Raw genomic sequence first — 19895 nt, 5'->3', positions numbered from 1 at the left:
AAATTAGCTGTTCATGGAATCGAAGAAATCCGCGTTATTTTTCGATGTTTTAAGTTTTCCCATCAGGAAATCCATAGCGTCGGTCACGCCCATCGGCATCAAAATCCGACGTAGGACCCACATTTTCGAAAGGGTTCCCTTATCGACCAGTAACTCTTCTTTTCGCGTTCCCGACTTGGTGATGTCGATCGCGGGGAAGATGCGCTTGTCGGAAACCTTGCGGTCGAGAATGATCTCCGAGTTGCCGGTGCCCTTGAATTCTTCGAAAATTACTTCGTCCATGCGCGATCCGGTTTCGATCAGCGCCGTCGAAATAATCGTCAACGAGCCGCCCTCTTCGACATTGCGCGCGGCGCCGAAAAAACGCTTCGGACGCTGTAGGGCGTTGGCGTCCACACCACCCGTCAGAACCTTTCCCGAACTGGGCACAACGGTGTTGTAGGCGCGCGCCAGGCGGGTAATCGAATCGAGTAAAATAACCACGTCCCGTTTATGTTCGACAAGGCGCTTAGCCTTTTGAATCACCATCTCGGCGACCTGAACGTGACGCGACGCCGGCTCGTCGAAGGTCGAGCTGACGACTTCGCCCTTTACCGAACGGGCCATGTCCGTGACTTCTTCCGGACGTTCGTCGATCAGAAGGACAATGAGGTAGCACTCCGGATGATTGGCCGCCAGGGAGTGGGCAATATTTTGCAGCATCACGGTTTTACCGGTGCGCGGCGGCGCCACGACGAGGGCGCGTTGCCCCTTGCCGATGGGGCAAATCAAATCCAATACCCGGCTTGTCAGATCCTTGTTTTCAGGATCCTCGATCTCGAGATTCAAACGTTCATCAGGATAAAGCGGGGTAAGATTATCAAAATTAATACGATGACGAACCTTCGTCGGTTCTTCAAAGTTGATATCATTGACCTTCAACAGAGCGAAATAGCGTTCCCCATCCTTGGGAGAACGAATTTCGCCCTCGACGGTGTCTCCCGTACGCAAGCCGAAACGGCGGACTTGACTGGGAGAAACATAAATATCGTCCGGACCGGGAAGGTAATTCGCTTCCGGGCTCCTCAAAAATCCAAAGCCGTCCTGAAGAACCTCAAGAACGCCGTCGCCGAAAATAGCCGTTCCGTTCTCCGCCAGACGCTTCAAAATTGCAAACATCATGTCCTGCTTACGCAGCGAGCTTGCGTTTTCGATTTCCAGTTCCTCGGCAAAGGAAAGAAGATCGGCCGGGGATTTTTGCTTAAGTTCCTTAAGGTTCATTGAATTTCAGCTTCGTCGTGAAGAGGGGGGGGGAGGATTTAAGAAAGAGGACCGTTTTATGAGGTCGTCCCGTTCCGCTAGATTAAGATAGGCAGAATTTCATCCGTTGAAATAACGAAGACGGCGGAAAGAGAAACGGGAGGGATGGTCGCGTATCGTTTGACACGCTTTTGGAGCCCTACACTTACCCAAATCAAAACGATATGTCAATCATGCAATAGCAAAAATGATGCACATAAGAGAAAAAAATTAAAATGGTTTTACAACCACCATGACGACAATCACGATCATCAAGATCGTTGGAACTTCGTTGACTGCCCGATAAAAAACTTCGGACTTTGTATTTTTATCGTTGAGAAAATCCTTACGCCATTTCGAAAGCGCCATATGAAAGACCGTCAACAAAGCGACGCATAACAATTTAAGGTGTAACCAGCCATCGGAAAAGGATACCCGCTGCGCAAGCAACAATCCGCCAAAAACGTACGATAAAACCAAGGCCGGATTCATGATCGCCCGAAGAAGGCGTCTTTCCATGATTTTAAAGAGTTCCGACGATTCCGATCCGGCCAGTACCTGGGTGTGATACACATAGAGCCGCGGTAGGTAGAAAAGTCCCGCCATCCAAGCAATAACCGAAATAACGTGAAGGGCCTTAATCCAGAGGTAGGCTTCACCCGAAATCTGAAACACATTTTTCTCCCATATTTAGAAAGTAAAATGAATATAATATTTTTTATAAAAGTAAATAGAATTTATAATTTATTCAAATAAGCGCGCTCAAATTCGATTGAATTTACGATTTACTCAGGGCGCAACGTATCGCGGAATGCGGGCAATATTGCGATTCCTCGCAAGATCCGCTGCATATTTCTTGGGTACAGCGTGCCCCTTGAAACACCAAATGGCGCAATCCTGAGATAAACGCGGGATGGGTTCCCACGGTGTCCACTCGAGAATACGATAAAACGCCCAAGCGTTCGGCAAAATCGCGATATTCAATATCCAATTCCACACGCGTTTCGGAGTGTTCCGAAACAAAAGCGATCGGCGTTACAACAATGGCCACGCCATCGGCGGCTGCACGGGAAATTTCATCCTCGATAGACGGGCCGATCCACTGCATTGGTCCGACCCGGCTTTGGTAACAAATTGCATGATCAAAATCATCAAGACCGCGTGCGTTCAATACATCCAAACAGGCCTTAACCGTGCGCTCAACCTGCCATTGATAGGGATCTCCCCCATCGATAATTTTTTTTGGTAATCCATGGGCTGAAAAAAGAATTCGGATTTTCATCCCCGATGAAGCCTTACGCACCCGATTAAGAACGTCCTCAATACGGGCGCCGACCGCCTCAATAAAACCGGGATCGACAGGATAACAACAAATCGCATGGGTAGGCGCATTTAAACCAATTCGCGCCGCGGATTTTTTCCAATCCCGAATTGATGATCCGCTCGTCGTTGTCGAAAATTGAGGATACAGCGGCAATAAAACGATCTCGTCGGGATCAAATTTTTTTACCTCCCGGGCGGTTTCATCGCTGAAGGGGCGCCAATAGCGCATGGCGATAAATACTAAATTTTGAACGTTTTTATCTTCGTCATTCAAAACCGATTGCAGGGCCGCCGCTTGTTCTCGGGTAAGCTCTAAAAGTGGCGATTTCCCCCCCATATGAGCATAAATTTTCCGAGCGACGGGGGCGCGACGCTTGGCGATCAGTTTTGCAACAAGCCATCGTAGCGGATTGGGTAGGGCGATAATCGCCGGGTCGTTAAACAGATTGAACAAAAACGGCTGCACGCTCTGCGGAGCGTCGGGTCCCCCTAAATTGAAAACGACAACAGCGCGCTTTTTCATCGTTTTTTACCCGCCGGATCCAACCGTCTCGGCCCCACGCACGACATCGACCAATCTGGTGACATGTTCGGGCGGCGTTTGAGGAACGATTCCATGTCCTAGATTAAAAACAAACGGCCCGGATCCTAAAATATCAACAATCCGTCGCGCTTCCCTATCCATCGCCTCGCCACCTGCGACAAGGAGAAAATTATCCATATTTCCCTGAACCGTGCAGTGGGGTTGTAATTGATCACGCGCCCATTTCAGAGGAACGGATGAATCCAGACTCACGGCGTCTACCCCGGTTTTAGCGACAAAATCACGATATAAAACGCCGGCGCCGCGAGGAAATCCGATAATCGGCACCCCCGGACAAGCGGCCTTCACCCGCCGGACAATTTCAATCGTAGGGTCGATCACCCAACGGTGAAATTCCATTTCGGGCAAAATTCCCGCCCAACTATCGAAAATTTGCAGGGCCTCCGCACCATGCGCGACTTGCTCGATCAAATAAGCGGATGTCGCCTCAATCAAAAGATCGATCAGCCTGGAAAATTCCTTCGGAGCACGATAGGCCCAGCTTCGTGTCGCGGCGTAATCCTTACTGCCCTTGCCTTCGACCATATAGGTCGCAACCGTCCAAGGCGCGCCACAAAACCCGATCAGGGCGGTTTCTTTCGGAAGCGATCCGGAAAGTCGGGTCAAGACCTCATAAACCGGGGACAGATGTTCATGCAAATCCTGGAGGTTCAATTTTTCCAGGCCACTTAAATCTCGGATAGGATCGAGTTGCGGACCCTCGCCGGGTAAAAATGAAACGTCCTGACCTAAAGCGTCGGGGATCACCAGAATGTCACTAAACAAAATAGCCGCGTCAAAACCATAGCGGCGTAGGGGCTGAAGTGTAACCTCAACGGCAAGATCCGGCGTGTAGCAAAAATCGAGAAAATTACGCGCTGTTTTACGGATCTTCATATATTCGGGAAGATATCGCCCCGCCTGACGCATAAGCCATAGGGGCGTGGGAGAGACCGTTTCTCCGTTTAAGGCGCGAAGGAAGGGTTTTTTCACAAATTAGGTGTCCTTGAAAACTTAGGAGACGGGCCTGAAAGTCCGATATTGATGAAGGCTTAAGGATACGGAGAACGCCCCTCTACTAACAATCTTTTTATATATATAAAAAATAGATGGTGGTGGTGGCAGTACGGTGAATAACGGGGATTATCCATTATCCACAGTTTGTTCCATATCTTTAAAATCCGGGAAAAACGCAAAAATAAAAAGCTGTGGAAAATTTTAATTTTCGATAAAAAAAAGAGACGAATTTTAAGGAAAATAACGGCCTTTCACGGGGTTATGGATTGGGGATATAATTGTGGAAAATCCGGGTACTGAAAGTCGATCTTCCCTTATTATCATCGTTTTCCCATGCGAGCGTAAAGGTTATACCCCAGGGGGTGCTTTTGATTCGATCATGGGGTGAAAAGGCATAACTTTTAGGCATCGCCGTTTTTTACCGAGTTATCCCTAGTTAGCGCCATTTTATCCCACCGATAATCCACAAAAAAACCCCTCTGAAAGGGTCATTTCAATTCTCTTCAATATCGGCGTTATGATCGGCGTGCCTCTTGAAAGTTTTATCTTATGATTAAATTTCACCTTCATTTGGTTTCCGATTCCACCGGTGAAACCCTAAATGTCGTTTCCCGGGCCTGTTTGGTTCAGTTCGAAGATGTGACCGCCGAGGAACATCTGTGGCCGATGATCCGTAAGCCGCGCCAAATCGAGGAAGTCCTTAATGCCGTTCAAGAAAAACCGGGATTTGTTATTTATACCTTGGTTAACGGAGAACTTAGTGCGCCGCTCGAAAACGGATGTCGGAAATTAAACATTCCGTGTGTCGATTTACTCGATCCGGTCGTTACGGCGATGGGTGAATATTTGGGCGCCAAGGTTCATGCCCGACCGGGACGCCAGCATATTATGGACGCCGAATATTTCGCCCGCATCGAGGCAATTGATTTTGCTTTACGTCATGACGACGGACAGTCTTATCACGATCTTAATGACGCCGATGTGGTTTTGCTTGGGGTTTCGCGAACATCGAAAACGCCGACATGTATCTATTTGGCCAACCGTGGCGTTCGCGCGGCGAACGTTCCGATTGTTCCGGGAAGTAAGATTCCCGATGAAATCAACCACTTGACACATCCGCTAATCGTCGGACTGACCAAGGATCCTCGGCGCCTGGTGCAAATTCGCAAAAATCGTCTCGAACTTTTGGGTCAAAGCGGTCTCAGTGATTACGTCGATCTCAAAACGGTGGCCCACGAAGTGGGTGACGCGCGAAAATACTACGAAGATCATGATTGGCCGGTCATTGACGTGACGCGCAAGTCGATCGAGGAGACGGCCTCGACCATCCTCAAGCTTCAGCAACGCCATCAGGAAAACCTTCGCGATCTCCACTACAGCTAAACGAGACGGGAATACGGATTTGAACGTCAAAAATATATTGCCGCCCGTCGCCCCGATCGCCCGGGGCGGCGGAAAAGCGGCGCGTATCGTCCTGGCTTCGCAAAGTGCGATCCGATCGACACTGTTGAGCAATGCCGGCGTATCCCACCTATGTGTCGCCTCGGACGTTGACGAAGGGGCGATGAAGAGCGCTGGAAAAAACGCCCCCGGCGATCTCGGGGGCGACGATCTCGCCCTTATGCTGGCGGAGGCCAAGGCCGGGCGGGTCGGAAAAATCCACTTTGAGGACTATGTCATCGGAGCCGACCAGATCCTGTCTTGCGAGGGTGAAATTTTTGATAAACCGCTGAATCGGGAGCGCGCGCGTCGGCAGCTACGGCATCTTCAGGGCCGTCACCACGAATTGATCAGCGCCGCGGTGATTTGTTATCAAGGTAAAATCATTTGGCGGCATGTGGGAAGGGCGCGGCTTTCCATGCGCGAACTTTCTCCGTCCGCTCTCGATCTTTATTTGGATCATGCCGGAGAGGACGTCTATCGTTCGGTGGGAAGTTACCACCTGGAAGGTCTGGGGGTGCGATTATTCGATCGGATCGACGGCGATTATTTCACCGTTTTGGGTCTTCCCCTGCTGGCGGTGCTGTCTTTTTTGCGTACACGGGGCATTCTTGAATTATGAGCCATGGGAGCGGAACCGCTTCTTCTGCCGCGTATTTTTTCCCGGATCGTTGTTAACGTCATGCCCCAAAAAGGGCAACAGTACCAGGATCTATTTTTTGGCTTTCGCCGATACGGTAAAGCGGCGCTCTAGCTCGATAAGGTACTGTTTACGCCAAAGCCCGCCGCCATATCCGGTAAGCGATCCGTCCGCGCCAACGACACGGTGACACGGAATGACTAAGGCAATTTGGTTTGCCCCATTTGCCCGCGCTACGCCGCGGGTCGCCGACGGCTTTCCGACAGCCTTGGCAATGTCGCTGTAGCTGCATATTTTTCCCACGGGAATTTGGCGCAATACCTCCCAAACGCTACGCGTAAACGCGCTGCCGTGAAATGCCAAAGGGACGTCGAATTTTGCGCTCTCGGCGCGAAAATAAGCGGCAAGTTCGGCCTCAATTTGATTCGTCGGCCCATAGCGACCGATGCCGAGCCCACCTTTTGAAAGGCGCCGTAATTTTTTTAGTTCCGTGGGTAACCCCTTACGGTCGGCAAACTCCAGGAGGTGTAGCGTGGATTTGTCGCTGACCGCGATCATTGCCCCGATAGGCGTTTCAATCCAGTCGGCCCTAAGCAATCCTCCCTCCATAAGGCTGGATGGTGATTGGCCTAAAAGTCGCGCAAAGGCCGTGCGAAATCCGCTTGGCGAATCGAAATTGGCGTCGATTTGGGCGTCGATCACACGCCCCCCGCGTGAGAGCGTTTCAAATCCGTTGCGGATACGCGATAGCCGCGCCATTTCAAGAAACGTCATCCCGAAATGACGTTTAAAAGTACGGCGTACCGTGGATGGATCAAACCCCCTTGTGATAAGAGTGTCCTCTTTCCATCGATACCCGGGATTTTTCTCAAGTGCATCGAGGAGAATTTCGATCGCCGGATCGGCTTTGGCGGTAGGCGCCAGGGGATGGCAGCGATTGCACGGACGAAAACCCGCCTCGATACAAGCAGATACCGTGTCGAAAAATCGACAATTTTCCGGTTTTGGTTTACGTGCCGGACAGGTAAGACGACAAAACACCCCCGTTGAGGTTACACCGACATAAGCACGGCCATCATAGCTAGGGTCCCGTGCGACAAGGGCCTCATATAGCGTCTCGTGGTTTGGAAGTTGAAACAACATAACGGCGGTATAGCCTATTTTAAATTTCACGTCCGTCTCAAATCGGGCGTGTATTTTTTATATTGCTGTTAAGATTCGCGGTTCGGTCCTTGAAAAAGAGCTTATTTTTGGCCAGGGTTTTCCCGGTTATTTTCCGCGCTGGGATGAGAAACCAGCGAAGGAAAATGTCCAAAGTTAGTGTAATGGATACACGTGGGTCAGGACCTCTTCATCTGAGCGTCTGGTGGAGATGAAATTAAGTATGGGTTAGGCGGAAAACCTGCCGCAATGGCCCTCATCGCGCCGCGCGCCCTGAAAAAATTTCTGTGGTGAAATCGTCTAGAGTTGTGAACGTTTCGGGCGCCGTTATCATGAAACATAACAAACAGATTTGAATGGAGAAAACGATTGGCCCCGGATAACATTCCGCCTTCAGACGGGTACACGCGCGCCGGTGTCGTGGGCTGGCCGGTGAACCACTCCCTGTCGCCGCGAGTTCACGGCTATTGGCTCGAAAAATACGCTATAAAGGGCGATTATGTCCGCCTGGCGACACCCCCCGAAGATCTTAAAAAGACGTTACGTGGTCTTGAAAAAAAAGGATTTCGTGGGGTTAACATCACCGTTCCGCATAAGGAAAACGCGCTTAAAATCGTCGATTGCGCCGATCCGGCGGCGCGCCGGATCGGCGCGGTGAACACCATCGTCGTCGGTAAGAACGGCCGCCTTGAGGGGAGTAATACCGACGGCTTCGGTTTTCTTGAAAATTTAAAATCCGGTGCGCCACGGCATTTGGGGCGGGAGACGTGTGCTGTCGTCCTGGGTGCGGGGGGCGCCGCGCGGGCGGTGGTCGTCGCCTTGCTCGATCAGGGCGTCGGCGAGATTCGAATCGTCAACAGAACCCGGGAGCGCGCCCAACGGTTGATCGACGATGTCGTGAATTTTGGGGGAATTCCCGACGGGGTCCGCTTGGCCGCCCATCCGTGGTCTGGGCGTAACTCCGCCCTCGATGGGGCGCGCGTGCTGGTGAACACGACCGTGTTGGGCATGAACGGGCGACCGCCGCTGGCGATTGAACTTACGGCGATGGCCCCCGGCGGGGTCGTCAACGACATTGTTTACAGCCCCTTGACGACACCGTTATTGACGCAGGCGCGGGCGCGCGGCCTGATCGCCATCGACGGCCTGGGCATGCTTTTACACCAGGCGCGCCCCGGGTTTCGTGCCTGGTTCGGGGCGGTCGAGGGGACCGCCGATGGCCTGCCTACCGTCGATGACGATCTTCGCGCGGCGGTTTTGAAAGGCCTTGAGTGTTAAAGGGAACGTGATGTTTGTGCTCGGCTTGACCGGATCGATCGGAATGGGAAAATCCACGGCGGCGCACCATTTTCGCCGTCTTGGGATTCCCGTTTTCGATGCCGATCGCACGGTGGCGCGGTTGATGGCCAAGGGGGGACGGGCGGTAATGCCGATCGCCGCGCTTTTTCCGTCCGCAATACGTGGCGGCGCGGTCGATCACGCCGCCTTGGCGAAGCGGGTTTTTGAGGACCACGCCGCCCTGAGACGCCTGGAAGAGGTTCTTCATCCCATGGTGGATGAGGAGAGGCGGGTTTTTCTTCAAAAATGGCGACGCCAGAGACGGCCGCTGGTGGTTCTCGATATCCCTCTTTTATATGAAATCGGAGGAGAGCGCCTTTGCGACGGTGTCGCCGTGGTTAGTGCGCCCCTTCCCGTTCAGCGCCGCCGGGTGCTCGCGCGTCCGAACATGACCGAACATCGTTTTCGGGCTATTTTAGCCCGGCAAATATCCGACCGAGAAAAAAGGCGTCGGGCGGATTTCATAATCCCCACCGGATTATCACGCGCCCACGGATTTCGCGCGGTGCGGCGCATTGTCCGGGACATCGTTTTCTGCGTGAAATGACGGGGTTTTCTTCATGGGATCGACGGGTTAGCCACCGGCGATGCTGACGGTAAACCCGACGCCGCGCAGAGCCTGAAGAATGGCGTTGGGAGAAACGGTCTGCGGCGAAAACTTAACGAGCAGCAGGCGTTCGCTTCCCTCCTTGCGGTGTGCCAGGACCGAGGTGTCGATTTCCATGAGGCGAGAAATCGCCCGAGACATGTCGAGTTCGGACTGCGGCGCGGAAAATAAAACGAGAATATCCGATATCATGAGAACGCCTCCCTCTATAAGTTAGCCTTAAAAAATGTACAGAGGGGGGGCGCGTTGCAGGTAGTATTCCATAACCACGTTTATGAATGACGGCTCACCCCAAACAACGGATGAAAATATGCGGGAAATTTCACTCGACACCGAAACCACCGGATTGGACCCTATGGCGGGCCATCGGATTGTCGAAATCGGCTGCGTCGAAATGGTCAACCACATGGCGACGGGCCGGGTTTTTCATCGCTATATCAATCCAGAGCGGGATATGCCCCAAGAGGCCTTTGCGGTCCACGGTCTATCGGAGGCGTATCTCAGGGATTTTCCTGTTTTCGCCGACGTCGCCGCGGAATTTCTCGACTTCATCGCCGCCGACACCTTGGTTATTCACAACGCCCGTTTCGACATGGGATTTCTCAACGCCGAATTGACGAAGCTCGAATATCCGGCCCTCGATATGGCGCGCACCATCGATACCGTGCAGATGGCGCGGCGCAAATTTCCCGGCGCGCAAGCCAATCTCGACGCCTTATGCCGGCGCTTCGCCATCGACAACACGGAGCGCGACCTTCATGGCGCGCTTCTCGATGCGCGCCTTCTCGCCGAAGTCTATCTGGAGCTAATCGGCGGGCGTCAGCCGGGCCTTGAACTTGCCGGCGCGAAAGGCGGGCAGAGCGTGATCCGTGAAACGCGCAAGGGGCGCGCGCCACGCATTCATGCGCCGACTCCCGAGGAGGAGGCCGCCCATGCGGCGTTTGTCGATACCCTGAAAGAGGCCCTCTGGAAGACCTAAAAATCGTCGCCGCGCCCCGATGGGGGGTGCGGCGTGGGGTCTTGGCGTATTTTACCGGCGCGAGGCGATAAATTTACGAATCGTTCGCGGCCTCTTGCTCTTTACGCTGCTGATAAAGCTGGAGGAAGTCTATGGGATTGAGCTGCAGTGCGGGAAAGCCGCCGTCTCGGGTGACGTCACTGAGAATGTTGCGGGCGAAGGGGAACAGTAGGCGGGGGCATTCGATCATCAAAATCGGTTCGAGATGTTCCGCCGGGGCCTCGATGGTGAACAACCCGGCGTACTTCAGCTCGGCGATAAAGGCGACCTGATCTTCGAGGCGGCACTCCCCTTTAAGAATCAGCTCGACTTCGTGTTGCGTTTCATTTTGGCTTTCGACGTGAATGTCGATATTCACATCGATGTTCGGCTGCTGCCCTTGCAGGGCGATATAGATCGCGGGCGCGCCGGGATTTTCAAACGACAGATCTTTGACGTATTGGCCGTTGATCGTGAACTGAATGGTTTGCTCGGTGGTGTCGGTGTCGCTCATTGGTGAGATCCCCTTTTGCAATTTAAGGCTTGGCTATCACGGATAGGTTTGCGCGGCAACCGGGTTTCGGTGGGCCTCAGCGCCGACGTTGATGGGGGAGACGTCCTCGTCCGTCCGCATCCTTGCGCTCGGATGGGGTGACATCGGTATATTCACCGTCGATTGTCGGCCCTTCGCCGGGGGTGAGGGGTGAAGACGATGTCGGGCGCCGGGTAAATTCCCCCGCCCCGCCCCGTGCGGCGAGATGACGCCCCAACATCGCCATTAGGATGCGACGCACGGGAGGCAGAAACAAACTCAGGCCGATGGCGTCGGTCACGAAGCCCGGGGTCAACAAAAGAGCGCCCGCCAACGCAATGCACAGGCCATCGAAGAGATCGGCCACCGGCAACTCGCCGCGATCGAGGCTTTCTTGGACTCGGCGCAGGGTTTGTAACCCTTGGTGACGCAGCAATGCCGCGCCAATGACCGCGGTTACCACGATCCCCAACAGCGTTGGAATGACGCCGATCAGGTCGCCAACCTGGATGAAAACGGCAATTTCCAACGCCGGAACGGCAAGGATAAGCAGGAAAAGGAGAAAAGGCATGCTTGTTCCCGGGGTGTATTGGGCTTATCTAAGCCACGATGAGAGTGTGCGTCGTGGCCGATAGGATGTAGACCGCGCCGCGTGCACCCGTTAACGTGTACTTTATTTGCGCACTGTCAAGATGGACAATGGGCGGCCGATGGGCGGTCTTGTCCTTGGGGGGGCTCCCGGACGGTTGTGTGACAACGCCAAAAGCCCCGCGATCTAAAGGATGGTGGGAAAGGAACAGTGAAAACCATGGGTGGCGATTTTCAGTTTTTCGACATCATTTTATTTGCCATGATCGCGATTTTTCTGATTCTCAGGCTGCGCAACGCCCTGGGGCGTCGGGACGGTCATGAGGGTGGCTACAAGGACCTTTTTTCCGATCCGAACAAAGACAAGCCGCCACATGACGAAACCCGCGACAATATTGTCCACCTGCCGGACAATGGCGTGGAGAATGACGCCGATTACGCATCAACGCACGCCGATGAGGTTTCGCCCGAGCCCGAGCCCGAGGTTTTCGAGGGACCGGCGGCGATCGGCCTCGAAGAAATCCGCAGCATCGACGCAAAGTTTAGCGCCAAGGAATTCATCGGTGGGGCACGCGCCGCTTTCGAGATGATTTTGGGCGCTTACGCCGCCGGGGATACCCAGGCCTTAAAACCCCTTCTGAGCTCCGACGTTTACGAAAACTTCGAGGGCGCAATCAAGGAACGCGTGGCCAACGGGGAATCCCTTGAGGAAACATTGGTGGGCATTATCGGGGCCGAAATCGTCGAGGCCGGTATGACTGGCGACGAGGCCGCAGTTACCGTTAAATTTATCAGCGAGCAAATAAGCACGTTACGCGACAAGGGTGGCGTTATTATCGACGGTGATCCGGCGAAAGTTATTCGCCGCGTCGATTTTTGGACGTTTTCGCGTGATCCTCGCTCGCGCAATCCGAACTGGGTGTTGACCGAAACCCATAGCCCGCATTAAGGGCCGGGGCCCGTATGAAGCTTTACGGCAAGCGCGTTCTGACAGTTGGAATGTTGGTTGCGTTGGCGGGGTGCGCGGCGGCGGTGCCGCCGCCGCCGCCGCCGCCGGCCAAGTTACCGCCCCCTAGCCTGCCGTCCACCCAATTGCCGCGTCTTCAGTTGACGGCATCGGGCTTCGGTCGTCTTGCGGGGTGGGGTGACGACGGCGCGGTGCGCGACGCCCTGGCCGCGTTTCGCGTTTCCTGCGCTAAAATTTTGACACTGCCGCCGACGCAATCGCTCATGCGCGGCGCGCCGCCCGTTTTGCCCGGCGCCCGCGCCGGGGACTGGGCGAAACCGTGCCGCGCCGCCCGGGACACGCCCCTGGCGAAGGTTCCGGCTCGGCGCTTCTTCGAAACGTGGTTCACGCCTTATCTCGTTTCGCTCGGAGGGCGAAGCGAGGGCTTGTTCACGGGGTATTACGAGGCCGAGCTGCATGGTTCGTCGCACCGCCACGGGCGTTATCGCTATCCGGTTTATGGCCTTCCGACAGACCTGGTAACCGCCGACTTAGCCCAGTTTTCTTCCCATTTGCCAAAAAGGAAATTGTATGGCCGGGTGAAGAACGGGAGGTTTGTCCCCTATTATACGCGCGGTGCGATCGATAACGGGGCGCTGAAGGGTAAGGCTCGGGTTTTGTTATGGGTCGATGACCCGGTCGATGCGTTCTTTCTTCACGTCCAGGGGTCGGGAAGGGTGCGCATGGACGATGGTTCGGTGGTCCGTCTGGGTTTCGCCGGACGCAATGGCCACCGGTACCGGTCGATCGGAAAAGTGCTGATCGGCCGGGGTGAGATGACCGCCGATCGGGCGTCGATGGCGTCAATCCGGGCTTGGGTCAAGGCGCGCCCGAAGAAGGGCCGCGCCCTTTTGGCGCAAAATCCATCATACATTTTTTTTAAAAAAACCTCCGGAGACGGGGGGCCGATTGGGGCCTTGGGTGTCCCCCTGACGCCGGGGCGGTCGCTGGCGGTGGATCGGCATTTTATTCCTATGGGCATGCCGATCTGGTTGGAAACCACCCACGCCAAGATTAAGGGCCGCTTGTTTCGCCGCCTGATGATTGCCCAAGATACTGGCGGGGCGATCACGGGGGCGGTACGCGGCGACGTTTTTTTCGGGTTCGGGACGGCGGCGGCGCGTTTGGCTGGATCGATGAAGGATAGCGGGCGATACTATCTTTTGTTGCCGCGACCGCGGCCATGGCCGCGGTGAACGAGCGTTCCAAAATAATTTAAGGATGCCGCGCGGAAACTTTCGCCATCGTATTGCCAATCCACGACGAGGGACGCATTCTTTTAAGATGACGGATAAAACATCACCGGGCGTCGCCCTGTTCATCACGTGCTTAACCGACACCATGCGCCCGAGCATCGGCTTCGCCGCCGTGCGGCTTCTCGAAGATGCCGGTTGTCACGTCAGAGCGCCCCGCGGACAGACTTGTTGCGGCCAACCGGCTTATAACGCAGGCGACCCGGCGCGCGCGCGCGCCGTGGCGCGCACGACGATCGAGGCATTTTCCGACAATGAAAATGAATATGTCGTCGCGCCATCGGGTTCATGTGCGGCGACGGTTAAAAGACATTATCCGGCTCTCTTCGCCGAAGATCCGGTTTGGCGGAAACGGGCCGAGAGTTTTGCGGCGCGTACTTTCGAGCTGACCGCGTTTCTAACCGATGTGTTGGGCGTGAGCGCGGTTTCCGGCGCGGCTTGGGATGGGGTGGCGACCTATCACGATTCGTGCTCTGGGCTGCGCGATTTGGGCGTGCGCGATCAGCCGCGCCGGTTGTTGTCCTCGGTCGCGGGCCTGACCCTGATCGAGGCCGAGGAGGCCGAGGCCTGTTGCGGTTTTGGCGGTATGTTCTCGATCAAGTATGCGGATATTTCCGAGCGGATCGTTGACGCTAAAATTACACACCTGGAGGCCACAGGGGCGACGATGGTTTTGGGTGGCGATTTGGGCTGTTTGATGAACATCGCGGGACGGCTGGCGCGCCGAGGCTCGCCCCTTGAGGTGCGCCACGTCGCCGAGGTGTTGGCGGGCGACACGGCGACGCCGGCGATCGGCGCCCCCCCGGGGAGGGCTTCGCCGGGAGGGCGCCGAGCATGAAGTCAAGCGCCGCAAAATTTAAGGATAACGCCCGCGAAGCCCTCGCCGACGGGGCGTTACAAGATGCCCTGGGCAAGCTGATGGAGAGTGGGTTTCGCGTTAAGCGCCGCGCGGCGCTAGACGAGCTGCCTGAATTCGACGCTTTGTGCGATCGAGCGCGCGATATCAAGAACGAAGCCCTGGACAATCTGGACGCCTACTTGCTTCAGTTTGAAGAAGGCGTGACGCGGGCCGGGGGCCAGGTCCACTGGGCGGCGACGGGCGGCGAGGCGTGTGCGATCGTTCTCGGTATCTGCCGTCGGCAGGGTGCGCGCACCGTCGCCAAGGGTAAGTCCATGATCAGCGAGGAAATCGGACTCAACGACTATCTCGCCGCCCATGCCGTCGAGGCGGTGGAAACCGATCTCGGCGAATATATTATCCAGTTGCGCGATGAGCCGCCCAGCCACATCATCGCCCCGGCGATCCATCTGTCCAAGGCCGAGGTTGGCGAGACCTTCCGCGCGCAGCATACTCAATTGCCCGAAGGGCGCGTCCTGGATGACCCCCGCGCCCTGCTGGACGAGGCCCGCGACGTTCTGCGCGAGACGTTTTTGACGGCCGATGTCGGTATCACCGGAGCGAACATGCTGATCGCGGAAACCGGAACCGCCGTGATCGTCACCAACGAAGGCAACGGGGATCTTAGCCAGGGCCTTCCTAAGACGCATATCTGTATCGCCAGCCTGGAAAAAATCGTCCCCACCCTGGAAGACGCCGCGACCGTTCTGCGCGTTCTCGCCCGCTCGGCGACGGGGCAGGACATCACCGTTTACACGACGTTTTTCACCGGGGCCAGGCGCCCGGGCGATCTCGATGGGCCGGAAAACTTTCATGTGGTGCTTCTCGATAATGGGCGGTCGTCTTTGCTTGGTTCGGACTTTCGCGATGTTTTGCGCTGTATTCGCTGCGGGGCCTGCATGAACCATTGCCCGGTTTATGGCGCGATCGGCGGACATGCCTACGGCTGGGTCTATCCGGGGCCGATCGGCGCGGTCTTGACGCCGGCGCTGACCGGGATTTCCGACAGCGCCGATTTGCCCGACGCTTCGACCCTTTGTGGGCGCTGCGCGGCGGTCTGTCCGGTACGCATTCCCCTGCCCGATCTGCTGCGCCGGTGGCGGGAAAAAAGCCTGCCCAGGAAGAACGGACTTTCCCGGGGGGGGCTCGCTCTCGGGGTGTGGGCGTGGCTGGCGTGCAGGCCGCGTTTGTATCATCGGGTTTTTTCAGGCGTTGTCCGGGGGCTGTTTTGGTTGGGTCGAGGGTGCGCCGGCGCGGTGTTGAAAGACGGTATGGTGGCGCGACTGATTGGTGTGGGCGGCTGGACCCAAGGTCGGGATTTTCCGCTGCCCCAGGGACGAACATTCCAAACTCTATGGCGAAAAAAACACGTTAAGGGAAGTGGTTATGACTGATTCCCGAGGTTTTATCTTAGATAAACTATCTAATAGTTTGAAAAATAATGGATCAAATCTTAAATTCCGCCAGGAACGCGCGGCCCGGCGTATGTGCGAACATCCAGCGGGCCCGCGTCCGGCCCACGGCGTTCCGGCTTCGGGCGACAGTGACGGGCGCGCCGATATTTTTATTGCGCGCGCCCAGCGCGCCGGGGCGCAAACCTACCGCGTTTCCGATATTTCCCAAGTGCCTACGACGCTGCGTTCCGCAATCGAACGATATGCCTTGGAAAACCCGAAATTTCCCCCTTTAGACGTCGTCTCTCTGCGATTGTGCGCCGACCCCCGATTGACGGAACTCGATTGGATAAACGCCGGCATCGCCGTCCAGGGTGGCCGCGCGCAGGGGGCGGATCGGGTCTCGCTTTCGTACGCTTTCGCGGGCGTGGCGGAAACCGGGACCGCTGTGCTGCTGTCGGGGGCGGAACAACCGACAACCTTGAACTTTCTGCCCGAGGTGCATGTCGTTTTGGTAGAAAAGACTTCAATTGTAAGTCATTATGAGGATGCTTGGATGTTGATCAGGAAACAATCAACACAACCACCTATTTTACCAAGAACAATTAACTGGATCACCGGCCCATCACGCACGGCGGATATCGAACAAACTTTATTGATGGGTGCGCATGGGCCGCGACATCTCATCGTGGTCATTGTCGATGCCAAAAGCTAAACGATCAAAAAAATCCGAAAGCCCTAAGAAAAAAAAGGGCTTCGGCGGGAAAGCAAAAAACCGGGAACTCACGCCTACGGAGGCCGATTTGTGGCGCTGGGTGATGGCCGATGTTGCGCCGATGGATTCCACCAGCCCCCTTTACGTCGCCGCCCTGGATGCGTTAAGCGTGGAGAGCGCGGATCAAGACGCCGCCTCCCCACCCCCTCTGGAATTCTGGGGCGGCGCGCCCGGAACCCACCCCCGGAACGCATGCGCCCACCGCTGGCGCGCGCCTTGCCTCGCCTCGATCACGACGCCCAACCCGGCCTCGACAAGGCGACGGCGCAAAAGATGCGGCGCGGCAAGATCCGTCCCCAACGCCGTCTCGATCTGCACGGCTTGACCCAGGACGAGGCGCGGCGCGCCCTGACGGCTTTCTTGCGCGCCGCCCAGGAGGCGGGCTGTCGGGACATCCTGGTGATTACCGGAAAAGGCGTGAAAAAAGACGGCTCGATCGGGGTGCTGCGCGCGCGCACGCCCGGATGGCTGAACGCGCCGGAGAACCGCGGGCGGATCGTGGCGTTTTCTTATGCCGCGCCCAAGGATGGCGGTGAAGGCGCGTTGTATATCCGGCTGAAAAAGGCCTCGGCGTGATAGGCGGAAAATCGCGCCAACGCTTTGGTGGCCAACGCTTTGGTGGGTAGGCAAAAAGGATCAGCGCAATGACGCCGTTCGGGGTAAAAATGAGGGCCCTACGAGAGCAAAAAGGCCTTAAACTCAAAGATATGGCCCAGACGCTAAGGGTTTCCAGCGCCTATCTTTCGGCGCTGGAGCACGGCCATCGCGGTCGTCCCGGTCCCGGTCTGGTGATGCAGGTGTGCGAGTTATTCGGCCTGATCTGGGATGACGCCGAAGAAATCAAGCGGCTGGCGCGCCTTTCCCACCCCAAGGTTACGCTCGACACCTCGGGGCTTAGCCCTCGGGCGACCGAGTTGGCCAACCTGCTGGGCGAGGCTATTGACGATCTTGACGAAGCGACCCTGCAATGGATGATCGACGAAATCAAGTCCACCCGGGGCGGTCGCCCCAAGGAGCCTCTTTTTTGAGCGCCCACCCCCGGCCTTTATAGGATAAACTTACGTAAATCGGCATTTTTAGCGAGGACCGAGACAATCTCGCGCACGGTATCGGCGTCTATGGTGATATTCTCGCCCGACCGTTCCGAGGCTTCGAAACTGATGGTTTCGAGGAGTTTTTCAAGGACCGTGTGAAGGCGTCGCGCGCCGATATTTTCGACGCTGGAGTTGACCTCCACCGCGACATCGGCAATTTCTTCGATGGCCCCGTCACTAAATTCCAGGTTTACCTTTTCAACCGCCATCAGTGCGATGTATTGGCGGATCAGGCTCGATTCGGGTTCTTTTAAGATACGCACCATGTCGTCGCGCGACAGGGCGCTTAGTTCGACTCGGATCGGTAGGCGGCCTTGCAGTTCGGGCAGCATGTCCGATGGTTTGGAGACATGAAACGCTCCCGAAGCGATGAAGAGGATGTGATCGGTTTTTACCGGACCGTGCTTGGTCGCCACCGTGGTGCCCTCGATCAGGGGCAGCAGGTCGCGCTGGACGCCCTCACGCGAGACGTCGGCCCCCGCCCGTTCGGAGCGGGCGGCGATCTTGTCGATTTCGTCGAGGAAGACAATGCCGTTGTTCTCGACCCGGTCGATGGCCTCGCGGATGACCTCCTCCTCGTCGAGCAGTTTGTCGCTTTCCTGGTGGATGAGGATATCGTAGGACTGCGCCACCGACATGCGTTTGGTTTTCTGCGGCGGGCCGCCGAAGGCCTTGCCCATGATGTCGCCCAGGTTCAACATGCCCATCTGCGCGCCGGGCATGCCGGGAATGTCGAAGGTCGGCAGCGACGCGCCGGACGTGTCGGCGACTTGAATTTCGATTTCTTTCTCGCCCAATGTTCCCTCGCGCAGCATTTTACGGAACTTCTGGCGAGTGTCCGCGCTGGAGTCTTCGCCGACCAGGGCGTCGAGTACGCGCTCCTCGGCGTTCAGTTCGGCCTTGGCCTTAACCTGGGTGCGCTGTTTCTCGCGGCTCATGTGGATCGCGGTTTCGACCAGGTCGCGGACGATCTGTTCGACATCCCGACCGACGTAGCCGACCTCGGTGAATTTGGTCGCCTCGACCTTGATGAACGGCGCATGGGCGAGTTTCGCCAGGCGGCGCGCGATTTCGGTTTTGCCGACGCCGGTCGGCCCGATCATCAGGATATTTTTCGGCAGGACTTCCTCGCGTAGACCGTCGGGGATTTGCTGACGTCGCCAGCGGTTGCGCAGGGCGACGGCGACGGCGCGCTTGGCGTCGTTCTGACCGACGATGAAGCGGTCCAGTTCGGAAACGATCTCTCGCGGGGTGAAGTTGCTCATCAGATATCGATGCTCTCAATCGTAAAGTTGGTGTTGGTGTAAACGCAGATGTCGGCGGCGATCGCCATCGCTCGCCGGGCGATGACCTCGGCGCCCAGATCGGGTTGGCCGACCAGGGCGCGGGCCGCGGCGAGGGCGTAATTGCCGCCCGAGCCGATCGCCATCACGCCGTCGTCCGGCTCCAGCACGTCGCCGGTACCGGTCAACACCAACGAAACCTCTTTGTCGGCGACGGTCATCATCGCCTCCAATTTGCGCAAATATCTATCGGTGCGCCAATCCTTGGCCAGCTCGACACAGGCGCGCGTAAGTTGGCCGGGATACTGTTCGAGTTTGGTCTCAAGACGTTCGAACAGCGTGAAGGCGTCCGCCGTCGCTCCGGCGAAACCGCCGATCACCGAGCCGTCGCCAAGGCGGCGGACCTTGCGCGCCCCGCCCTTGATGACGGTCTGTCCAAGCGTAACCTGTCCGTCACCGATAATGACGACCTGTTTCGCCGTGCGCACGCCTAAAATGGTTGTGCCGTGCCATGTCGGCACACTGTCGTTGGTCATGGCGGTCCTTTTTATGCTGTCGGCACCCTCAAGGCGTTTCGCGGGACGCCCCATAAAATCAGGAACGATGTAGGCCTATGAGCCGTCTTGGTCAAGGTGGAGGTTGCGTTTCGGGTGCTGCGTCCCTCACCGAGCCTAGGCCGGGCGGGGTC

At 56.4% G+C, this 19895-nt stretch carries 22 protein-coding genes; 12 read left to right on the top strand and 10 right to left on the bottom strand.

All coding sequences use genetic code 11. From position 1 onward, the window contains the following. Positions 1-3 precede the first annotated feature (3 nt). The 4 genes from rho to hemE all read right to left on the bottom strand — a co-directional run bounded on the left by rho (position 4) and on the right by hemE (position 4114). The gene (gene rho / locus P3M64_RS09305) at positions 4-1260 is read right to left on the bottom strand and encodes a transcription termination factor Rho (protein ID WP_132937606.1); all 1257 of its coding nucleotides are present in this window, start codon (positions 1258-1260) and stop codon (positions 4-6) included. A gap of 249 nt (positions 1261-1509) precedes the next feature. Next, the gene (hemJ, locus tag P3M64_RS09300) at positions 1510-1884 is read right to left on the bottom strand and encodes a protoporphyrinogen oxidase HemJ (protein ID WP_243644686.1); all 375 of its coding nucleotides are present in this window, start codon (positions 1882-1884) and stop codon (positions 1510-1512) included. A 172-nt stretch (positions 1885-2056) separates the two neighbouring features. Then, positions 2057-3124, bottom strand: coding sequence for a ferrochelatase (hemH, locus tag P3M64_RS09295; protein ID WP_132937607.1), 1068 nt, complete (start codon positions 3122-3124; stop codon positions 2057-2059). Positions 3125-3130: 6 nt separating this feature from the next. Next, the gene (hemE, locus tag P3M64_RS09290) at positions 3131-4114 is read right to left on the bottom strand and encodes a uroporphyrinogen decarboxylase (protein WP_243644687.1); all 984 of its coding nucleotides are present in this window, start codon (positions 4112-4114) and stop codon (positions 3131-3133) included. A gap of 636 nt (positions 4115-4750) precedes the next feature. Here hemE and P3M64_RS09285 point away from each other — a divergent pair. Next, positions 4751-5584, top strand: a complete 834-nt coding sequence (locus tag P3M64_RS09285; protein ID WP_132937609.1) for a pyruvate, water dikinase regulatory protein — start codon at positions 4751-4753, stop codon at positions 5582-5584. Between the two features lie 19 nt (positions 5585-5603). Next, positions 5604-6263, top strand: a complete 660-nt coding sequence (locus P3M64_RS09280; protein ID WP_243644658.1) for a Maf family protein — start codon at positions 5604-5606, stop codon at positions 6261-6263. A 90-nt stretch (positions 6264-6353) separates the two neighbouring features. Here the strand turns inward: P3M64_RS09280 and P3M64_RS09275 are convergent, their stop codons facing one another. Continuing rightward, positions 6354-7454: a bifunctional transcriptional activator/DNA repair enzyme AdaA gene (locus tag P3M64_RS09275; RefSeq protein ID WP_243644659.1), complete on the bottom strand. Its 1101-nt coding sequence runs from the start codon at positions 7452-7454 to the stop codon at positions 6354-6356. A gap of 357 nt (positions 7455-7811) precedes the next feature. Here P3M64_RS09275 and P3M64_RS09270 point away from each other — a divergent pair, with 357 nt between their 5' ends. Both P3M64_RS09270 and coaE read left to right on the top strand, forming a co-directional pair. Continuing rightward, a complete protein-coding gene (locus tag P3M64_RS09270; RefSeq protein ID WP_243644660.1) occupies positions 7812-8720 on the top strand; it encodes a shikimate dehydrogenase in 909 nt (302 codons plus the stop codon). A 10-nt stretch (positions 8721-8730) separates the two neighbouring features. Beyond that, positions 8731-9327 (top strand): dephospho-CoA kinase, encoded by a 597-nt coding sequence (gene coaE, locus P3M64_RS09265; protein WP_132937610.1) that lies wholly within the window; start codon positions 8731-8733, stop codon positions 9325-9327. A gap of 27 nt (positions 9328-9354) precedes the next feature. Here coaE and P3M64_RS09260 read toward each other — a convergent pair whose 3' ends face one another. After that, positions 9355-9579: a hypothetical protein gene (locus tag P3M64_RS09260; RefSeq protein WP_132937611.1), complete on the bottom strand. Its 225-nt coding sequence runs from the start codon at positions 9577-9579 to the stop codon at positions 9355-9357. 118 nt (positions 9580-9697) lie between these two features. On the opposite strand from P3M64_RS09260, the gene dnaQ reads away from it, so the two are divergent. Next, the gene (gene dnaQ / locus P3M64_RS09255; protein WP_132937612.1) at positions 9698-10366 is read left to right on the top strand and encodes a DNA polymerase III subunit epsilon; all 669 of its coding nucleotides are present in this window, start codon (positions 9698-9700) and stop codon (positions 10364-10366) included. Between the two features lie 73 nt (positions 10367-10439). Here the strand turns inward: dnaQ and secB are convergent, their stop codons facing one another. Further along, entirely contained in the window at positions 10440-10898 is a 459-nt protein-coding gene (secB, locus tag P3M64_RS09250; protein WP_132937613.1) for a protein-export chaperone SecB, read from the bottom strand. Positions 10899-10974: 76 nt separating this feature from the next. Continuing rightward, positions 10975-11487 (bottom strand): FxsA family protein, encoded by a 513-nt coding sequence (locus P3M64_RS09245; protein WP_132937614.1) that lies wholly within the window; start codon positions 11485-11487, stop codon positions 10975-10977. Between the two features lie 237 nt (positions 11488-11724). Between P3M64_RS09245 and P3M64_RS09240 the strand changes: the two genes are divergently transcribed. From P3M64_RS09240 to P3M64_RS09210, 7 genes are all read left to right on the top strand, one after another. Further along, on the top strand, positions 11725-12453 hold the full coding sequence (locus P3M64_RS09240; protein ID WP_132937615.1) for a Tim44/TimA family putative adaptor protein: 729 nt from the start codon (positions 11725-11727) through the stop codon (positions 12451-12453). Between the two features lie 14 nt (positions 12454-12467). Beyond that, positions 12468-13706, top strand: coding sequence for a murein transglycosylase A (gene mltA, locus P3M64_RS09235; RefSeq protein ID WP_132937616.1), 1239 nt, complete (start codon positions 12468-12470; stop codon positions 13704-13706). Between the two features lie 88 nt (positions 13707-13794). After that, positions 13795-14601, top strand: coding sequence for a (Fe-S)-binding protein (locus tag P3M64_RS09230; protein ID WP_132937617.1), 807 nt, complete (start codon positions 13795-13797; stop codon positions 14599-14601). After that, a complete protein-coding gene (locus P3M64_RS09225; RefSeq protein WP_132937618.1) occupies positions 14598-16055 on the top strand; it encodes a LutB/LldF family L-lactate oxidation iron-sulfur protein in 1458 nt (485 codons plus the stop codon). Before P3M64_RS09230 ends, P3M64_RS09225 begins: the two co-directional genes overlap by 4 nt. Positions 16056-16146: 91 nt before the next feature. Then, positions 16147-16770, top strand: coding sequence for a LutC/YkgG family protein (locus tag P3M64_RS09220; protein WP_165886194.1), 624 nt, complete (start codon positions 16147-16149; stop codon positions 16768-16770). Positions 16771-17022: 252 nt separating this feature from the next. After that, on the top strand, positions 17023-17406 hold the full coding sequence (locus tag P3M64_RS09215; RefSeq protein ID WP_276157016.1) for a Smr/MutS family protein: 384 nt from the start codon (positions 17023-17025) through the stop codon (positions 17404-17406). Positions 17407-17474: 68 nt separating this feature from the next. Next, positions 17475-17858 (top strand): helix-turn-helix domain-containing protein, encoded by a 384-nt coding sequence (locus P3M64_RS09210; protein WP_132937621.1) that lies wholly within the window; start codon positions 17475-17477, stop codon positions 17856-17858. Positions 17859-17875: 17 nt separating this feature from the next. Here the strand turns inward: P3M64_RS09210 and hslU are convergent, their stop codons facing one another. Both hslU and hslV read right to left on the bottom strand, forming a co-directional pair. Further along, on the bottom strand, positions 17876-19189 hold the full coding sequence (gene hslU, locus P3M64_RS09205; RefSeq protein WP_132937622.1) for an ATP-dependent protease ATPase subunit HslU: 1314 nt from the start codon (positions 19187-19189) through the stop codon (positions 17876-17878). Continuing rightward, positions 19189-19743, bottom strand: a complete 555-nt coding sequence (hslV, locus tag P3M64_RS09200) for an ATP-dependent protease subunit HslV (protein ID WP_132937623.1) — start codon at positions 19741-19743, stop codon at positions 19189-19191. The genes hslU and hslV overlap by 1 nt, the downstream gene beginning before the upstream one ends. Between the last annotated feature and the right edge of the window lie 152 nt (positions 19744-19895).

Source organism: Varunaivibrio sulfuroxidans (assembly GCF_029318635.1).
GTDB classification, from domain to species: domain Bacteria; phylum Pseudomonadota; class Alphaproteobacteria; order Rhodospirillales; family Magnetovibrionaceae; genus Varunaivibrio; species Varunaivibrio sulfuroxidans.
This window is presented reverse-complemented; position numbering and strand designations above follow the sequence as displayed.